Source organism: Enterococcus sp. 1001283B150225_161107_E12, assembly GCF_015556925.1.
GTDB lineage: Bacteria > Bacillota > Bacilli > Lactobacillales > Enterococcaceae > Enterococcus_B > Enterococcus_B mundtii.
In genome coordinates this window covers 39,617-53,978 of the sequence record NZ_JADNNI010000006.1, presented here as the reverse complement: position 1 = coordinate 53,978, position 14,362 = coordinate 39,617, and the positions used below count along the sequence as shown (strand labels likewise).

The 14,362-nt window shown below is 38.8% G+C and carries 15 protein-coding genes; 13 read left to right on the top strand and 2 right to left on the bottom strand.

Going from position 1 to position 14,362, the window contains the following annotated elements; genetic code table 11:
- Window positions 1-26 precede the first annotated feature (26 nt).
- The 3 genes from msrA to lepB all read left to right on the top strand — a co-directional run bounded on the left by msrA (window position 27) and on the right by lepB (window position 1,571).
- On the top strand, window positions 27-545 hold the full coding sequence (msrA, locus tag I2F89_RS06470; RefSeq protein ID WP_071866384.1) for a peptide-methionine (S)-S-oxide reductase MsrA: 519 nt from the start codon (window positions 27-29) through the stop codon (window positions 543-545).
- Complete coding sequence (locus I2F89_RS06465; protein ID WP_019723629.1) at window positions 542-769, top strand: YozE family protein; 228 nt, start codon at window positions 542-544, stop codon at window positions 767-769. Before msrA ends, I2F89_RS06465 begins: the two co-directional genes overlap by 4 nt.
- 250 nt (window positions 770-1,019) lie before the next feature.
- A complete protein-coding gene (gene lepB, locus I2F89_RS06460; RefSeq protein WP_071866386.1) occupies window positions 1,020-1,571 on the top strand; it encodes a signal peptidase I in 552 nt (183 codons plus the stop codon).
- Window positions 1,572-1,627: 56 nt separating this feature from the next.
- Here the strand turns inward: lepB and I2F89_RS06455 are convergent, their stop codons facing one another.
- Window positions 1,628-2,026, bottom strand: a complete 399-nt coding sequence (locus I2F89_RS06455) for a VOC family protein (RefSeq protein ID WP_071866387.1) — start codon at window positions 2,024-2,026, stop codon at window positions 1,628-1,630.
- Between the two features lie 89 nt (window positions 2,027-2,115).
- The gene (locus I2F89_RS06450) at window positions 2,116-2,583 is read right to left on the bottom strand and encodes a hypothetical protein (protein WP_071866388.1); all 468 of its coding nucleotides are present in this window, start codon (window positions 2,581-2,583) and stop codon (window positions 2,116-2,118) included.
- Window positions 2,584-2,794: 211 nt separating this feature from the next.
- On the opposite strand from I2F89_RS06450, the gene I2F89_RS06445 reads away from it, so the two are divergent.
- The 10 genes from I2F89_RS06445 to hslU all read left to right on the top strand — a co-directional run bounded on the left by I2F89_RS06445 (window position 2,795) and on the right by hslU (window position 14,353).
- Complete coding sequence (locus I2F89_RS06445; RefSeq protein WP_071866389.1) at window positions 2,795-3,439, top strand: helix-turn-helix domain-containing protein; 645 nt, start codon at window positions 2,795-2,797, stop codon at window positions 3,437-3,439.
- Between the two features lie 773 nt (window positions 3,440-4,212).
- Window positions 4,213-4,989 carry a phosphotransferase enzyme family protein gene (locus I2F89_RS06440; protein ID WP_161642340.1) on the top strand — a complete coding sequence of 259 codons (777 nt, stop codon included), beginning with the start codon at window positions 4,213-4,215 and terminating at the stop codon, window positions 4,987-4,989.
- Between the two features lie 120 nt (window positions 4,990-5,109).
- Window positions 5,110-5,970 carry a ribosome biogenesis GTPase YlqF gene (gene ylqF, locus I2F89_RS06435; protein ID WP_074799739.1) on the top strand — a complete coding sequence of 287 codons (861 nt, stop codon included), beginning with the start codon at window positions 5,110-5,112 and terminating at the stop codon, window positions 5,968-5,970.
- Entirely contained in the window at window positions 5,963-6,730 is a 768-nt protein-coding gene (locus tag I2F89_RS06430) for a ribonuclease HII (protein ID WP_071866392.1), read from the top strand. The genes ylqF and I2F89_RS06430 overlap by 8 nt, the downstream gene beginning before the upstream one ends.
- A gap of 55 nt (window positions 6,731-6,785) precedes the next feature.
- Window positions 6,786-7,643, top strand: coding sequence for a DNA-processing protein DprA (gene dprA, locus I2F89_RS06425; protein WP_071866393.1), 858 nt, complete (start codon window positions 6,786-6,788; stop codon window positions 7,641-7,643).
- A gap of 126 nt (window positions 7,644-7,769) precedes the next feature.
- Window positions 7,770-9,848: a type I DNA topoisomerase gene (gene topA / locus I2F89_RS06420; protein ID WP_086334565.1), complete on the top strand. Its 2,079-nt coding sequence runs from the start codon at window positions 7,770-7,772 to the stop codon at window positions 9,846-9,848.
- 22 nt (window positions 9,849-9,870) lie between these two features.
- Window positions 9,871-11,196 carry an FADH(2)-oxidizing methylenetetrahydrofolate--tRNA-(uracil(54)-C(5))-methyltransferase TrmFO gene (gene trmFO, locus I2F89_RS06415; protein ID WP_023519489.1) on the top strand — a complete coding sequence of 442 codons (1,326 nt, stop codon included), beginning with the start codon at window positions 9,871-9,873 and terminating at the stop codon, window positions 11,194-11,196.
- Between the two features lie 278 nt (window positions 11,197-11,474).
- Window positions 11,475-12,371, top strand: coding sequence for a tyrosine recombinase XerC (xerC, locus tag I2F89_RS06410; protein ID WP_195513855.1), 897 nt, complete (start codon window positions 11,475-11,477; stop codon window positions 12,369-12,371).
- Window positions 12,372-12,395: 24 nt separating this feature from the next.
- On the top strand, window positions 12,396-12,944 hold the full coding sequence (gene hslV, locus I2F89_RS06405; RefSeq protein ID WP_010735740.1) for an HslVU peptidase proteolytic subunit: 549 nt from the start codon (window positions 12,396-12,398) through the stop codon (window positions 12,942-12,944).
- An 11-nt stretch (window positions 12,945-12,955) separates the two neighbouring features.
- On the top strand, window positions 12,956-14,353 hold the full coding sequence (hslU, locus tag I2F89_RS06400) for an ATP-dependent protease ATPase subunit HslU (protein ID WP_010735739.1): 1,398 nt from the start codon (window positions 12,956-12,958) through the stop codon (window positions 14,351-14,353).
- Window positions 14,354-14,362: the final 9 nt, after the last annotated feature.

The following is a 14,362-nucleotide window of genomic DNA, read 5'->3' as shown; positions in this document are numbered from 1 at the left end:
TCTCGAGAGTAAGGGAGGAATCAATGATGGAACGAGCAATATTTGCAGGAGGATGTTTTTGGTGTATGATCCAGCCTTTTGATACATTACCAGGCATCCACACGATCATGTCCGGTTATACTGGTGGGCATGTACCAAATCCAACGTACGAACAAGTGAAGGCCAAAACAACAGGACATACTGAAGCAGTAGAAATCTTGTATGATCCTGAATTGATCTCATACGAAGCATTACTTGAGCTTTATTGGCAACAAACGGACCCTACAGACGCTTTTGGTCAATTTGAAGATCGAGGCGATAATTACCGACCTGTGATTTTTTATACTACAGAAGAACAACGTCAAAAAGCTGAAAAAAGCAAACAACAACTTGCAGCAAGTGGTCGCTTTATTGACCCTATCGTTACGACGATCGAGCCAGCGGAGACCTTTTATTTAGCAGAAGATGAGCATCAAGATTACTACAAAAAAAATCCTGAGAACTTTGAGCGTAATCATGCGCGTCGTGCAGCATTTATTGCTGCCAATTGGGAGGGAAATCAATGAATCGCAGCTTCTATCACTATCTGATGACTCTTCGTGGAGGGAAATCTTCTGATGCGTTATCAACTTTTGCAACCGAAGCTGGAAAAGATATCCAGTTTCCGAAACATAGTACAAGTTATGAAGAAATTTCTGATTATTTAGAAATGAATGTTGATTATTTGCCCTCTATGGATATCTTTGATACGGCTTGGGATCATTATTTAGAGAATAATCATCTCGCCTGATCAATGGAATTTGGTATGAAGAGTATGACTTAAAAAAAGACGAGACAAGTACTGCTTTGGCAATATTTTTGAATAGCCCTATTTGGTCGAGTGATTTTGGACTATTCAATTATTTCTAAAACATAGTACGTTTGTCCGTCTTTTTTCGCACCTATCTGTAAATGATCATTGAACCATTCGCTTTTTCTGTAGTTATTCTATATAATGAGGGTAATAGGTTAAGATTTTACGAGGGATGGATTGATGGGCTTTGACAAAAAAGCAGCTTTATATTGACCGTTTTTGGTTATTTATTAAATTTTTACTTTGTTCCATAGTGATTGCATTTATTTTACGAGGATTTATATTGATCCCAGTACCAGTGGAAGGGAACTCGATGGAGAATGTCCTTAAACAAGGGGATATGGTCGTTATGGAAAAATTCTCTGAAATCAGACGATTTGATGTGGTCGTTTTCCAACTTTCAGATGGAACCATCTATATCAAAAGAGTCATTGGTTTACCGGGAGAAACCATTAGTTATGAAAAGGATCAACTAAAAATCAACGACCAACTAATCGAAGAACCTTATTTAAGTAAAAATATCCGTTCGGACCACGAAAATGCACCTTATACTACCGATTTTACCTTGGAAGAGTTGACAGGATATACAGAATTACCTGAAGATAGCTATTTTGTTTTGGGGGATAATCGCCGTGTGTCAAAAGATAGTCGTTCATTTGGAACAATATCTAGAGATGAAATTTTAGGAAAAGCGAGATTTGTGTATTACCCATTGAATGAAATCAAATGGATCAGATAAAATAAAAGAAAAGAAGACTCTCCAATAACTATATGTTGGAAAGTCTTCTTTTTTGATTATATTTTCATCCACATTGGTTCCAATGTATTTCCATCAGGATCTTGTACTTCAAGAGAATACATTTCTTCTTCCGGTATTCCCATATCGACTGTATGGTAGCTACCACCATTTTCTTTTGCAATTTCACCAAAACGTTTGACTTCAGCAGCATTTGCTAAACTAAAAGCAATCAGTGCACCGCTCATTTTTTTTGTGTCAGCGATTTCTTTGTCTTTTAAGAATTTTTTGTAAAAGTCATGTGTCAAGAGCATCACCCAAAATGTGTCATCCCAAACCATCGCGCTTGCTTCTTCAGTCGAAAATTCTTTATTTTGTTTGAATCCTAATTTTGTATAGAATTCGACCGAGCGACCAACATCTTGCACAGGGAAATTGACAAAAACCATTGTGTTCATCTTGCTACAGCTCCTTTTTAATTTTCCTCTATCATGCGCTCGTCGGTAAGCGTTGTCAAAGTATTTAACTTGGGGAAGAATTTTTTATTTTATTGGACGTATCCGCTAAAAGTATAATCAACAGTACTATAAAATTCGTAATAAAATCTTGAACTTTGATCTGTCATACTAAGAGTACTAGAAATCGTAGAGCCAGCTGGAACGAAGTGTGTTTTTAAGACGGCATGATTGGCAGAATTTCTCATTCGAATTTCTAAGGTTCCGCGACCTTGATTGTGGAAGGAATAATTATACGTATTTTTTCCTAATATATTGTAGTTAGAATATAAATAATATTTGCCACTATAAGTGCCAGATATTGAACAACGTCCTGACGAAGCTACGTTCCAGTTTGCCGTTGGCACATTGGCTCCTCTGACCAACGAAGGGGTCAAGTTGATTAAACTTGATTCTGTATTTGTGGCTTCAACACTTAATTGATCTGCATCTACTGACTGTTGTGGAATGGACAAACCAAATAATAAGAAAATAGTAGAGAACATAAATAATTTTTTCATAAGTACTCCTTTTTGTTATTTTTTAGTGAACGTTCACCTCTTGATAATAAGTGTTTTGTTTCACATTTTCAATAGCAAGAATCCTTGTTTTACAAGGTGTCACAGATTGTGACATCGAATAATAAGAAATATATCGATTCGTTTCAATAATTCGCTTTTAAGTTCTTTTATGAAATGGTTATAATGAGAGATAGAATAAGGAGGCGATGTTGTGGATTTTGGTAAAATATTAAAAGAAAAAAGGCATCAAGCAGGAATTACACAGGAAGAATTGGCAAAGAGATTAAATGTTAGTCGTTCAGCTATTTCTAATTGGGAAATCGGCAGAAATTACCCAGACATACATACACTAGTGGAAATATCGACAAGCTTAGGTGTGTCTTTAGACGAACTATTGGAAAATTCTACTATGACTGACACGATGATTGATACTACTAAAGAAATTGAGGTGAATCAGAAAAAAAAGCGAGGAAAATTGTTTTTTGTAGTAGCACTGTGTTCGAGTGTTTTAGTCATGTCAATTTTATTTTTTTCATTTTCTAATCAACCGACGATTGTCTTGAATGCAGTTGAAAACGCCCATTCAGAAGATGTAGCGCTCTTTAACAAAGAAGATATCAAAGATATTACTCTCAAAGACAAGAAAATGACTATTCTTTTTACTATACCTAAAGACAGTGAATATGTTGGCTACTATGTCGACGGAAGTAATCAAAAAGGATTTGTAAATCTTGATATATATAAGACTGCTAATTCTGATGTCAATCAGCGGAAATTAGTTCATGATGGACTGATTGAAGTAGATTTAGATATGTTTTCAAAAGTGAATAAAATTAGTGTGAATTATAAAAAATAAAGCGTATTGCAAGAAGTATTCATAAATAGCTGTATGAGGACAAATGAAGGAGTTCTATCGTTAGTAAAGGTCATTATGGCAAAATAAAAATCTTCTAAAAAACTTTTAGAAATCAGGTGAATCTTCTTGTCAACGAGCTGTATACTTCGAGTCGGATCAGGTTAAAAAAGTAAGCTTCATGGAACGAATCGTTTAGTCGATTGTTTTACGGAGCTTACTTTTTTTCTTTACTATGCAAGTTATTTTTTCTATTGATTTCTTTCTATCATGGGCTGATTGATCGTTTGACTTTTTCAAAAACTGTCTCATGACGTACGTTAAAAGATCGACTAGGAATCAGAAACATGAAGTATTCCTCTTGTGAGTAGATCGGACAAAGTATTTTATCATGATTAAGGTATTCCATCCTCATCAAATATTTTTGTCCATTGTATGATCTGAATAAGCATATTTTGACTTGCAATAAGCACGCCATCAGTCACTTCCTTGATTGCAGCTTCTGTAGTTCACCTTTCTTGAACAAATTCCCCATAAATTAAGCATGGATTTTCTTCTCCAAAGTCTCTCATCCTCTGTCGTTACACTTTCTGAGATAAGAATGAAATGAAGACTTGGATCAATAGTAAATATTTTTAGGAGAGTAAACATTCTCCTTGATTGACTTTAACAGATGGACACCTGCTTGTTGAATGGATGTCTCTCTTTCTATTTTTTGAACATGAGGTGGAATCAATATGATAAACTGAAGAAAAGAGTTGAAAGTGAGGAGCTAGATGATCGAAAAGAAACCAAAAGGACGAGACGGTGTAGTGATCCAAGAAGAGCAGGTGATTCGTCCTAAGAAAGTCTGGTCGGAGGAGGTCCAAAAATTTTTAAGTTACCTAAGGAACCAAGGTATAACTTATGTGCCAGAACCACTAGGCTATGATGAGAAAGGAAATGAAGTGGTATCTTATCTCGCAGGTGAGGTCTATGATTATCCTTTGCCCCCTCAATTGTTGACGGACAGTGCCATTTGTTCAGCAGGTCGATTGTTAAGAGACTTCCACGACCAGAATCAAGGATACCTTACTTCTTTAAGTGGCACAGAACCGTGGATGCTACATTCATTCGGAGAGCATGAGGTAATGTGTCACAATGATTTTGCGCCATACAACGTGACAACGGAAAATGGTCTAGCCATTGGTATCATTGATTTTGACACGATCACACCAGGACCAAGAATCTGGGATGTAAGTTATGCCGCCTATCGCTGGGTACCTTTAGCGGCAAATCAAGGAGATCCGATCACGGATGAAACGTGTCATCGTTTAAAAAAATTTGTTGAAGCATACAGACTAAATGAGTCTGCGTATCCAGATTTGATCCCCACGATGATCAGACGACTTTCTTATATGATAGATTTCATCACTGACGAAGCAAGTCGCGGAGAAACAAATTTTCAAGCAAATATTCAAGAGGGCCATCTAAAAAAATACGAGCAAGATAGTCAATGGTTGCTCGATAATGAGAAAAAGATTCTTAGAAAGTTGCAAAATGAAGAAACTTGAGAATAAGCCGTTTGATTTTTAGTTTTTTTCTTGTATACTCCTAGAAGTGTAGTTCATTCAAGTACTGTATAGGTAAAAGAGCAAATTTTTAGATTTTAAGTTTCAGAGGAGGAAACACCAATGACTATTCAATGGTTCCCAGGACATATGGCGAAGGCCAGACGTGAAGTTTCAGAAAAGATGAAATATGTTGATATCGTCTTTGAGTTAGTTGATGCACGACTACCTTTGTCTTCACGTAATCCAATGTTAGATCAAATCATCCAACAAAAACCAAGACTTGTTTTATTAAATAAAGCTGATCTAGCTGATCCGCAACAAACGAAATTATGGCAACAATACTTTAGAAATCAAGGACATCAAGCCCTAGCAATCACCGCTCAAGAAAGTAAAGGAATCAAAGCGTTGATCCCTGCGGCAAAAGAAGCACTGAAAGAAAAACGAGAAAGAGACGCAGCTCGTGGCATCAAACCTCGAGCAATCCGCGCGATGGTCCTAGGAATTCCTAATGTAGGGAAATCGACATTGATGAATCGTTTAGTGGGCAAAAAAATTGCACAGACAGGGAATAAGCCTGGGGTAACGAAAGGACAACAATGGCTTCGTTTAGGAAGTGAATTAGAACTATTAGATACACCTGGTATTTTATGGCCTAAGTTTGAAGATGAAGAAATCGGTAAAAAACTAGCCTTGACTGGTGCAATCAAAGACCAATTGGTACACCTTGATGATCTAGCAATTTACGGCTTAGATTTCTTTGCCCGTTACTACCCTAATAAAATCAGCGAACGTTATGGATTATCAATAGAAGAAGAGCAACAAGTTGCACCTGAGTTATTGATGACGATCACGGAACGGAGAGGGTATCGACAAGATTATGACCGTGGGAGCGAGGTAGTTGTTTTTGATATCCGCCAAGGGAAACTAGGTCGCTATACTTTAGATCGTTGTGAAGAAATGGAAGAGACTACTCATGAGTGAATCGATCCAGAGTATCAAAGAAAAACTGAAACAAATCACAACACTTGATGATCCGATAGTTACACAACTAAGATTAGACACAAGAAAAGGTGTCCAACAAGCATTAGGCTCTTTTGAAAAACGCTTAGCAAAGGAAGCTTTGCTTCGTGAAAAATATGAGACGATGTCCTTCTACGAAAATGAAGGATATGCTCAAGGACATGAACTGATTGCAGGGATCGACGAGGTAGGAAGAGGTCCCTTGGCTGGTCCTGTAGTATCCGCAGCTGTTATTTTACCTAAAGGTGTAGAGATTTACGGATTGAACGATTCCAAGCAATTATCTGAAAAAAAACGTGAAGAACTGTATGAACAGATTCAAGAAAAAGCCCTCTCCATCGGGATTGGTGTGATCGATGAGCAGACGATCGATCGTGTCAATATTTACGAAGCAAGTAAATTAGCGATGTGTGAAGCTGTTAAAGAATTGACACCAGAGCCTACGTATTTATTGATCGATGCGATGACTTTAGATCTGCCGATTGCACAAAATAAACTGATCAAAGGAGATGCTCGTTCAATTTCGATTGCTGCTGCCAGTATCATTGCAAAAGTCTATCGTGACCGTTTGATGAAAGAATACGAGTTACAATATCCTGGCTATGGTTTTGCCAAGAATGCAGGTTATGGAACAAAGGAACACCTCTTAGGATTAGCACAACATGGCATCACGCCAATCCATCGTAAAAGTTTTGCACCAGTCAAACAATATTTATCATAAGTGATGCGCCACTTTTCACGTATCTTATAAAAAAGATTAGAAAAGGTGGCGCTTTATGGTTATATACAATGAATTTATTACAAAGTTGGCATTGGTCAAAGGACTGAGCGGAGAGCAAAAATGGCGTGTGATCCGTCATCTATTGAGTGAAAAGAAAGAATGGTTGTCGGTTGATGATATGTTGACAGTTTCGCACTTCAATCGCTCTAGAGCAAGTTTTTATGACTATTGGAGCCAGATCAACTATACTTGGCGGAATAGAATAGGAGAGAATCCATACATAACTTTTCTTGATCCAATCTACCCTTCACAATTGCTTCATTTGGCAAATCCCCCGATCTTATTATTTTATCGAGGTGATCTTTCGCTGATGAAACGAAAAATGATCGCTGTCGTTGGTGGTAGACAAACATCTGGTTATGCGAGAAAAATCGTAGAGCGAGTGATCACTCCTGTGATTGACCAAGACTATATAGTTGTTAGTGGCTGTGCGAAAGGCGTAGACACTTATGCGCATCAAGTAGCGATCCGCTGTTCAGGCAGAACGATTGCAGTGATCGGTACGGGGATCAATCATAGTTATCCGAAAGAAAATCAGCAGTTGCAACGAGGGATTGCTAGAGATCATCTTTTATTAAGTGAGTTTTTACCAGATGTTGGTCCACAAAAATTTCATTTTCCTATGAGAAATCGTCTGATTGCCGCTTTATCAAGTGGAATCTGTGTGATTGAAGCAAAAGCAAAAAGCGGCTCATTGATCACAGCAGAGCAAGGCTTAGAGATTGGACGTCCGATTTTTTCTGTCCCTGGGAATATTTTGACAGGTCAATCCACTGGTTGTCACCAATTGATCCAAGATGGAGCGATATGTACCTTTTCAGGACAAGATATCCTTAATGAATTGGAATCATAACGATTGATTTATTATTGCTTTCCTTGACAAACGATTTCTGAATGGATATGATAAGCTACGATTTGTAAAAGTCCTTGTAACATATATATAGTAGGAACCCGAAAATGGAAAGGAGTCCATTCAGGAATGGCATATAAATATTTAGTGATCGTAGAATCACCTGCAAAAGCCAAGACGATTGAAAAATATCTTGGCCGTAATTATAAAGTAATGGCTAGTGTAGGACATATTCGTGACTTACCTAAAAGTAAGATGGGGATCGATTTTGAAAATAATTATGAACCGCATTATATCTCGATTCGAGGAAAAGGCGACGTCATCAAAAGTCTAAAAGCAGCGGCAAAAAAAGCGCAAAAAGTTTACCTCGCAAGTGACCCGGATAGAGAAGGGGAAGCAATTGCTTGGCATTTGGCTTATTTGTTAGGCTTGGATCTAAATGATAAGAATCGTGTTGTCTTCAATGAAATCACCAAGGATGCAGTCAAGGCAGCATTTAAAGAGCCACGTACGATCGATGTGGATCTTGTCGATGCGCAACAAGCACGTCGAACGCTTGACCGTATCGTTGGTTATTCGATTAGTCCGATCTTATGGCGTAAAGTAAAAAAAGGCTTGAGTGCTGGTCGAGTCCAATCGATCGCATTGAAAATCATCATTGAACGCGAAAAAGAGATCCGTGATTTTACTCCGGAAGAGTATTGGAGTATTGACGGAAACTTTAAGAAAGAACGTAAGAAGTTCAAAGCAAATTTTTGGGGAGTCGATGGCAAAAAGAAAAAATTGTCTGATGCCGAAACTGTCAAAGAAGTGACTGACCGGATCACTGGTAAAGAGTTTGCCGTGACAAAAGTCGAAAAGAAAGAACGCAAGCGAAATCCTGCGAACCCATTCACGACAAGTAGTTTGCAACAAGAAGCCGCTCGTAAATTGAATTTCAGAACACGTAAAACCATGATGGTGGCGCAACAGTTGTATGAAGGAATCTCACTTGGCAAACAAGGCACGATCGGATTGATCACGTATATGCGTACCGATTCTACACGGATCGCCGATACTGCTAAAGCCGAAGTCGCAATGTTCATCGAAGAAACATACGGAAAAGAATTCTCCAGTCATTCGGAACGTAAAGCAACGAACTCTAAAGGGGCACAAGATGCCCATGAAGCGGTACGTCCAACCAGTGCATTACGTACACCAGATGAGTTGAAACAATACTTGGATAAAGACCAATTGAAATTATATACGTTGATTTGGTCACGATTTGTTGCAAGTCAAATGACACCAGCTGTATTGGATACGATGAAAGTCACGTTGGAACAAAATGATGTAAGATTCATTGCGAATGGCTCAAAAATCAAATTCAAAGGGTTCATGCAAGTGTATGTTGAAGGCCGGGACGATGGGAAAGAAGACAAAGAAAACATTTTGCCAGAGTTAGCAGAAGGCGATACGGTGCAATCTGTCGATATCGAACCGAAACAACATTTCACACAACCGCCTGCACGTTATAGTGAAGCGACGTTGATCCGTGCATTGGAAGAAAATGGGGTAGGTCGTCCCTCGACTTATGCGCCAACGTTAGATACGATCCAACGACGATATTATGTGAAGTTGACACAAAAACGTTTTGAACCAACCGAATTAGGTGAGATCGTCAATTCGTTGATCTGTGAGTTTTTCCCACAAATCGTAGATATCCATTTTACAGCTGAAATGGAAGATGACTTAGACAAAGTCGAAGAAGGGAAAGAAGAATGGATCGAAGTCGTCGATCGTTTTTATAAACCATTTGAAAAAGAATTATCGAATGCCGAAGAAAAAATCGAGAAAATCCAGATCAAAGATGAACCAGCTGGTTTTGATTGTGATTTGTGTGGGCATCCGATGGTGATAAAATTAGGGAAGTATGGTAAATTCTATGCATGTAGTAATTTTCCAGATTGCCGAAACACCAAACCAATCGTCAAGGAAATCGGCGTCACTTGTCCCGTGTGTCATGAAGGACAAGTCATCGAACGTAAATCTAAGAAAAATCGTCTATTCTATGGCTGCTCTCGTTTCCCTGAATGTGAATTCACCTCTTGGGAAAAACCAATCGGCAGAAATTGCCCGAAATGTGACCATTACCTGGTCGAGAAAAAAGTCAAAGGCGGCAAACAAGTGGTTTGTACGAATGGCGATTACGAAGAAGATGTTCAAAAATAAAGAAATGAGAAGAGGTTTTTAGTTGAAAATCGTCAATGTAGTAGGTGCAGGTCTAGCTGGAAGCGAAGCAGCATGGCAAATCGCTCAAGCGGGTGTACCTGTAAAGTTATATGAAATGAGACCAGTTAAGAAGACAGAAGCGCATCATACAGATAATTTCGCTGAATTAGTCTGTTCCAATTCTCTAAGAGGGAATAGTCTGGCGAACGCAGTTGGATTATTGAAAGAAGAAATGCGTCGCTTAGATTCAGTGATCATCCATTCAGCAGATGAAACAGCTGTACCTGCAGGCGGTGCCTTAGCAGTTGACCGCGATTCATTTTCTGAAACCATCACTCGTAAGGTCAAAGAGCATCCTTTAGTTACAGTGGTGAATGAAGAAATCACTGAAATACCAGAAGGAATCACGGTGATAGCTACAGGACCTCTGACTTCTCATCCTTTAGCAGAAAGCATCAAAGCATTCAATGGCTCAGACGGTTTCTATTTCTACGATGCTGCGGCACCGATCGTCGACAAATCAACGATCGATATGGACAAGGTGTATTTAAAATCACGTTATGACAAAGGCGAGGCAGCTTACTTAAACTGTCCGATGACCGAAGAAGAATTTAAAGCTTTCCATGAAGCCTTAGTCAATGCGGAAGTCGCTGAATTAAAATCTTTTGAAAAAGAAAAATATTTTGAAGGTTGTATGCCAATCGAAGTAATGGCGCAACGTGGCTTTAAGACAATGCTATTTGGGCCAATGAAACCAGTCGGCCTAGAAGACCCTAAAACTGGAAAAAGACCTTATGCAGTCATCCAATTAAGACAAGATAATGCAGCCGCTTCTCTTTATAATATCGTTGGTTTCCAGACGCATTTAAAATGGGGCGAACAAAAGCGCGTGTTCCGCATGATCCCAGGATTAGAAAATGCAGAATTTGTCCGCTATGGTGTGATGCATCGCAACAGTTTCATGAATTCACCAGAACTCTTGAAGCCGACTTATCAATCGACCAAACGCGAAGATCTATTTTTTGCAGGACAAATGACGGGTGTAGAGGGCTATGTTGAAAGCGCGGCAAGTGGCTTGCTTGCAGGGATCAACGCTGCTCGCTTAGCGAAAGAATTGGAACCTGTGACGTTGCCACAAGAAACAGCAATGGGAAGTATGGCTTACTACATCACACATGCGGAAGGCAAACATTTCCAACCAATGAATGCAAACTACGGATTATTCCCAGAATTACCTGAACGAATCCGTGATAAAAAATCTCGTTATGAAGCAATTGCACAACGTGCCTTAGCAGCCAATGAAAAAGTGAAGCAAGAAGTCTTGAATAAAGAATTTGCTTCTCGTTAAATGGATGTTATGTAATAAGTCGAAGTGTCTCAGGATGGTGATTGCCATTTTTGAGTACTTCGGCTTATTTCTCGGTTATTGACTGAACTCACGCCAATTTATATAATAACTATGGTTTTTTTAACGTTGGTTCTGGTCAGCTTATCCCTTAATTGTCAAGCAAACGAATTGAATTGTGAACAAACTTAGAAATATTAGTTAAATTCTGACAATTTGTTTGTTTTTTCTCTGGGGCTATGCTAAATTTATTTTGGGATCTAAAGGTAGGTGTAAAAAGAATGAAGCCAACTTTACAAGAAGATTTTTTGTGTTATTTAATCATAGAGCGCGGGTATTCAGAAAAAACCAAATCTGCCTACGAAGAAGATATCAATGATTTTCAACGATTCTTGGCGGAATCGGGGGAATCTGATCTACTGAAAGTCAGCTATTTGGATGTACGAGTTTATCTAAGCTATCTATCTGATAAGTCATACAGTCGAAATTCGGTGAGTCGGAAAATTGCGAGTTTACGCTCATTTTATCAATACCTTCTTCGTGAAGAAAAAATCGCTGAAAATCCATTTTCGTATGTTCATTTGAAGAAAAAAAATGTTAAACTTCCTCGTTTTTTTTATGAGAATGAGATGCAAAGCTTATTCGAAAGTGTGACAGGGGATAGTCCTTTAGCACTAAGAGATCGGGCATTATTAGAAGTACTTTATGGATCAGGTATCCGTTTGAGTGAATGTAGCCAATTGACGATGTCTGCCATCGATTTAGGCTCAGAGGTGATGTTGATCCATGGAAAAGGAAACAAAGAACGCTATGCGCCGTTGGGTTCATTTGCGCAAGATGCTTTGCAAGAGTATTTTGCCAAAGGGCGCAGCGTCTTAATGACGAAATACCATAAGTCACATGACTATGTCTTCGTGAATCATCATGGAGAACCGATCACACCTACTGGAATCGAATATGTATTAAATCAAATCATAAAAAAGAGTAGTTTGGATAGTGATATCCATCCTCACATGTTACGTCATACTTTTGCGACGCACTTATTGAATAATGGTGCCGATATGCGTACAGTGCAAGAACTTTTAGGTCATGCAAATTTATCAACGACTCAAATCTATGCGCATGTCACAAAAGAAAGCTTACAAAAAAATTATCGCTCTTTCCATCCACGAGCGTGATCACATTATTAGGAGGAAATATCTATGGTAGAATCACAGTTTCATTCAACAACCATTTGTGCAGTTGAAAAAAATGGGAAATTCGCGATGGCAGGTGATGGCCAAGTAACGATGGGCGAATCTGTCGTGATGAAGGGCAGTGCGAGAAAAGTACGTCGCATTTACAACGATGAAGTAGTCGTTGGCTTTGCAGGGAGCGTTGCTGACGCTTTTACTTTAGAAGAAAAATTTGAAGGTAAGCTAAATGAATACAACGGAAATCTCCAACGAGCAGCCGTTGAATTAGCCCAAGAATGGCGTACACAACAGTCGATGCAAAAGCTAGAAGCGATGTTGATCGTGATGAATGACAAAGAAATGTTACTCGTTTCTGGTACAGGTGAAGTGATTACACCGGATGATGGGATCTTAGCCATTGGTTCTGGTGGAAACTTTGCGTTAGCTGCCGCACGAGCAATGAAAAACTATGCACAAAATGAGATGAGTGCAAAAGAGATTGCTGAAAATGCGTTGAATATTGCAGCAGACATCTGCGTCTTTACAAATCACAACATTATTGTAGAAGAATTATAGAGGTGAATGACATGTATGAATTAAAACAAACACCAAAACAAATCGTCAGTGAATTAGATCAATATATCATTGGCCAACAAGCAGCAAAAAAATCAGTGGCAGTTGCCCTTAGAAATCGTTATCGACGTCTTCAATTAGATGAAAAGATGCAACAAGATATCACACCTAAAAATATGTTGATGATCGGGCCAACTGGGGTCGGTAAAACAGAGATCGCTCGTCGTTTGGCAAAAATCGTCAACGCACCTTTTGTTAAGGTTGAAGCAACGAAGTTTACTGAAGTTGGTTACGTGGGACGTGACGTGGAATCGATGGTTCGTGATCTTGTCGAAAATGCAATCCAGATCGTTGAAAAAGATCAGTATCTTCGTGTTCGCCCGCAAGCCAAGAAAAATGCGGAAAAACAATTAGTGAAGATCCTTGTACCAGGTATCAAAAAAGAACAAAAACAATCAAACAACCAGTTTGAGCAAATGATGAATATGTTCAATGCTTCGCAACAACCAGCAGAAACACAAGAAGAAGTAACGGAAGAGATTCGAGTGAATCGTCGCACGGTGTTAGAGCAATTGCAAAAAGGCTTGCTTGACAATCGAGAAGTGACGATCGAAGTCCAAGATCAAAAGAAACCAGCACCGATGATGAACAATGGACTTGAACAAATGGGGATCGATTTGAACGAAACACTTGGTGCGTTGACGCCAAAGAAAAAAATCGAACGAACAGTGACAGTCAAAGAAGCGTTAGAATTATTGATCAAAGAAGAATCGGCAAAATTAGTCAATGATGCGGATATCCACAGTGAGGCAATCAAATTAGCCGAATCAAGCGGCATCATTTTTATTGATGAAATCGATAAAATCACTTCTAAATCGCAACAATCTGGGGAAGTATCAAGAGAAGGTGTCCAAAGAGATATCTTGCCGATCGTTGAAGGTTCACAAGTCAATACAAAATACGGTACCTTACAAACAGACCACATTTTATTTATCGCTTCAGGAGCGTTCCACTTATCAAAACCAAGCGATTTGATTCCTGAATTACAAGGACGTTTCCCAATCCGTGTTGAGTTAGATGACCTAACTGCTGAAGACTTTGTTAAGATCTTGACTGAACCAAACAATGCGTTAGTCAAACAATATATTGCATTGATTGGTACTGAAAATGTGACTGTCACGTTTACTAAAGAAGCAATCGAACGTATTGCACAAATTGCTTATGATGTGAATCGTGATACCGATAATATCGGGGCAAGACGCTTACACACAATATTAGAGAAATTGTTGGAAGACTTGTTATTCGAAGCGCCAGAAATGCAAATGGGAGAAATTACCATTACAGAAGCCTATGTCAATGATAAATTAGGATCAATTGCGGCAAATGAAGATCTAAGTCGCTATATATTATAAAATCGGAGG

Coding starts and splice junctions, on each gene's coding strand:
- msrA (WP_071866384.1), top strand. CDS start 27: ATGGAACGAGCAATATTTGCAGGAGGATGTTTTTGGTGTATGATCCAG.
- I2F89_RS06465 (WP_019723629.1), top strand. CDS start 542: ATGAATCGCAGCTTCTATCACTATCTGATGACTCTTCGTGGAGGGAAA.
- I2F89_RS06455 (WP_071866387.1), bottom strand. CDS start 2,026: ATGAACACAATGGTTTTTGTCAATTTCCCTGTGCAAGATGTTGGTCGC.
- I2F89_RS06450 (WP_071866388.1), bottom strand. CDS start 2,583: ATGAAAAAATTATTTATGTTCTCTACTATTTTCTTATTATTTGGTTTG.
- I2F89_RS06440 (WP_161642340.1), top strand. CDS start 4,213: ATGATCGAAAAGAAACCAAAAGGACGAGACGGTGTAGTGATCCAAGAA.
- ylqF (WP_074799739.1), top strand. CDS start 5,110: ATGACTATTCAATGGTTCCCAGGACATATGGCGAAGGCCAGACGTGAA.
- I2F89_RS06430 (WP_071866392.1), top strand. CDS start 5,963: ATGAGTGAATCGATCCAGAGTATCAAAGAAAAACTGAAACAAATCACA.
- dprA (WP_071866393.1), top strand. CDS start 6,786: ATGGTTATATACAATGAATTTATTACAAAGTTGGCATTGGTCAAAGGA.
- topA (WP_086334565.1), top strand. CDS start 7,770: ATGGCATATAAATATTTAGTGATCGTAGAATCACCTGCAAAAGCCAAG.
- xerC (WP_195513855.1), top strand. CDS start 11,475: ATGAAGCCAACTTTACAAGAAGATTTTTTGTGTTATTTAATCATAGAG.
- hslV (WP_010735740.1), top strand. CDS start 12,396: ATGGTAGAATCACAGTTTCATTCAACAACCATTTGTGCAGTTGAAAAA.
- hslU (WP_010735739.1), top strand. CDS start 12,956: ATGTATGAATTAAAACAAACACCAAAACAAATCGTCAGTGAATTAGAT.